At 69.7% G+C, this 3,287-nt stretch carries 2 protein-coding genes; one reads left to right on the forward strand and one right to left on the reverse strand.

Features of this window, described 5'->3' with window-relative positions; all coding sequences use genetic code 11:
- A partial coding sequence (locus ACYVE9_RS20145) for a sensor histidine kinase (RefSeq protein WP_461029288.1) occupies positions 1-2,280 on the reverse strand: 2,280 nt, incomplete at its 3' end.
- 543 nt (positions 2,281-2,823) lie between these two features.
- On the opposite strand from ACYVE9_RS20145, the gene ACYVE9_RS20150 reads away from it, so the two are divergent.
- On the forward strand, positions 2,824-3,006 hold the full coding sequence (locus ACYVE9_RS20150; RefSeq protein ID WP_461029289.1) for a hypothetical protein: 183 nt from the start codon (positions 2,824-2,826) through the stop codon (positions 3,004-3,006).
- The last annotated feature ends 281 nt before the right edge of the window (positions 3,007-3,287 follow it).

A 3,287-nucleotide genomic window follows, 5' to 3' on the forward strand; every position in this document is an offset into this window, starting at 1 on the left:
GGCCGGCCGGGGGGCGCTGCCGGGTACCTGGCCGCGGGTGGGCAGGGCGCCCAGCTTGCTGCCGGGGCTGCCGGAACCGCCGGGCGACTCCCTCCTGAGCGTCGCCGAGGCGGGCGGCTGCGGGACTCCCGTCTTGCCCTTCGGCCCCTGGCCGGCGCCCTGGGCGACGTCCACGGGCAGCATGACGAGTGCGGTGGTGCCGCCGGAGTCCGAGGGGCGGAGCTGTATGCGGATGCCGTGGCGCAGCGACAGGCGACCGACCACGAACAGGCCCATGCGGCGGGAGACGGAGACGTCCACCACCGGCGGGTTCGCCAGCCGGTCGTTGATCGCCGCCAGGTCCTCGGGCGAGAGCCCGATGCCGGTGTCGTGGATCTCGACGAGCACCCGGCCGTCGGGCAGCGCGTGGCCGGTGACCTTGACCTTGGTCTGCGGGGAGGAGAACGAGGTGGCGTTCTCCAGCAGCTCGGCGAGCAGGTGCACGAGGTCGTTGACGACGCGGCCGGCGACCTCGGTGGTCGGCACGGAGCTGAGTTCGATGCGCTCGTACTGCTCCACCTCGGAGGCGGCGGCGCGGAGCACGTCGACCAGCGGCACCGGGCGCGTCCAGCGGCGGCCCGGTTCCTCACCGGCGAGGACGAGGAGGTTCTCACCGTTCCGGCGCATGCGGGTCGCCAGGTGGTCGAGCTTGAACAGCGACGACAGCTGGTCCGGGTCGGCCTCGCGGGACTCCAGTTCGGAGATGAGCGACAGCTGGCGCTGGATCAGGCCCTGGCTGCGGCGCGAGAGGTTGGTGAACATCGCGTTGACGTTGCCCCGCAGCAGGGCCTGGTCACCGGCGAGCCGGACCGCTTCGCGGTGGACGTCGTCGAACGCCGCGGCGACCTTTCCGATCTCGTCCCGGCTGTGCACACCGACCGACTCGACGGTGGTGTCGACCTCCTGCGGGTCGGTCTCGGAGAGCTGCTTGACCAGTTCGGGCAGCCGGTTCCGGGCGACGTCCTGGGCGGTGTCCTGGAGCTTGCGCAGCGAGCGGACCATGGACCGGGCGACCACGAAGGCGCCGACCAGCGAGATGCCGAGGACCAGCAGGATGACGGCACCGTTGAGCAGTGCGTCGCGCTGTGCCTCGGAGCGCAGCTCACGGGCCTGCTGCTCCATCTGCGTCAGCAGGGTCTTCTCGATCTTGGCCATCTCGTCGATCTTCGTACGGTCCTGGTCGTACCAGTCCATGTACGAACGGGTCTCCGCCTTGATGCCCTCGGGGCTCTTGAAGACCCGGGAGGCGTACTCGTTGGCCGAGGTGATGTTGACGATGCCGCCGTCGAGGGGCTGCGTCAGTTCGGTGGCCCGCTCCGGCCCGTAGATGACGTTGAAGCGGTTCATCGCCGCGCGCTCGTTCTCGTTCGCGGTCTTGCCGTAGCGCCGGTCGTTCTCGGAGAGCTCGGCGCCGTCCCGGGGGGCCAGACCGGCGCTGATGACCGCGCGCTGGATGGAGGCGTACTCCTTGGCGGTGGAGAACGCGGCGAGGGCGCGCGTGCTCCGGATCATCTCCGGGTTGCTGGTCGCCTGGGCCATGTCCTGGGAGAGGGACAACAGCGACTCGATCAGCTGGTTGTAGTCGCCGACGGTCTCGGCGATCGCGTCCGGGCTCTCGTAGGCCCGCTCGCGGATGTTCTTGATGGTGTTGAGCTGGCGGCCGATGTCGATGATCGTCGCCTGCACACCGGTGAGCAGCTCGTCGCCGTCCGCGGTGAGGTCGCCGGTGGCCTCGTTGAAGGACTGCTTGGCCTTGTCCGTCTTCTCCCGCGGGCCGACGACGGTGTCGTCCTTGGCGTTGCCGTGGGCGGTCAGCGGACCGGCGGAGCGGTCGCGCTCCTCCTGGAGCGCGGCGGCCAGTTCGGTGGCCTGCTGCGTCATCTCGGTGAGCAGCTTCATGTTCTCGAGCTGCTCGACCTCACCGGTCGCGTCGACGATCCGGAACGCGCCCAGGGTCGTCGCCGCCACCACGGGCAGCGCGAGCAGCGACACCAGGCGGGTGCTGATCCGCCAGTTGCGCAGCGCCAGCCGCGATCCGGGCCCGCTCGGCTCCTTGGGGCCCGCGGTTCCGCCCGCGCCGCCGTCCGGGTGCGCGACGGAGCCCGAGCCGTTGTCGGCGTCGTGTGCTGCCGCCGGCGGACCGGTTTCCTGCGTGCGCTGGGGAGAGGAGCCGCGGTCGGTTGCCCCGCGCAGCTCCGGGTCCCCCGCAGCGCTGCCATCCCTCTTGAAACGTCCCTGCACTAGCGTCGCAACCTCTGGACCAGGCGTCTCCCCGCGTGAACAGGAAGACGGTATTGAGTCGGGGAATTCCCCTGGGGCCACCCCGACGGTCGTGAGCGACCGGCGCATCTCGTCACACCGCCGCGCGGCGCTGCTGTGCGCCCCCATACGCGCCGGCTGATGTACCTGCGGCGGTTCGAGAGATTCCAACACAGTGCAGGATCTCCAACAAGGGCCGAGTGTCGAGCTGTGACATCTATGACGCTGCGCTGGTACCGAGTAACCGTTGGTGAAACACAACAGCACACATAACGGACTTTCGGCCGCGTGTCGGACAGGCGTGCGACCCCATCCTCGCGCCTTCACTACGAGCGGAACATGGGGTTCTGTCGTCCTGTGTCACATTTTGCGAGGCGGGGCACACCCTCCGATTTGCGGCTTTTGCCCGGCACCTGGTGAGGAAACTCACAGGTCCTCAATTGTCTGTATCGGCCACCGGACGGGAAAGCGGTTTTACTCTCGGCGTTTACATCACGTACGGAACAGACAAGAGGCATACTCAGCGTGAAGACAACTTTCATCATGCGCAACATCGCCAACCCGGACCGCACCACGCTGGCGCATCTCACCGATGCCGCCGAGCTGACCGGCCGGCAGCCGGAGGAACGGGCCGACCGCGAGGCGGAACTGCCGCCCGCCACTGCCAACCCGCGACGCACGATCCTGATGGACACCCCTGCCGGTTGACCCCCGCGGCGTCCGCCTCACCCCACCGCCGGGCGGGACGACGGGCTCGGCCGGTCGTCTCCTTCGGCGAAGCGGTCCACCGGTTCGACCGCCGGCACCGGGGTTCCGGACCCGGACAGGCCCCTCGTACCCGTGGGACTCACGGGTACGAGGGGCCTGTCCACTGTCCGAGCGGCGCCCGCGCGGGGCGACGGGCGCCGGGGCGGGCGTCTCAGCCCTGACAGCTGTGCCTCAGCCCTGCGGCTGCGCCTCAGCCCTGCCAGCTGTGCGGCGCGCGGAAA

The organism is Streptomyces sparsus (assembly GCF_054776295.1).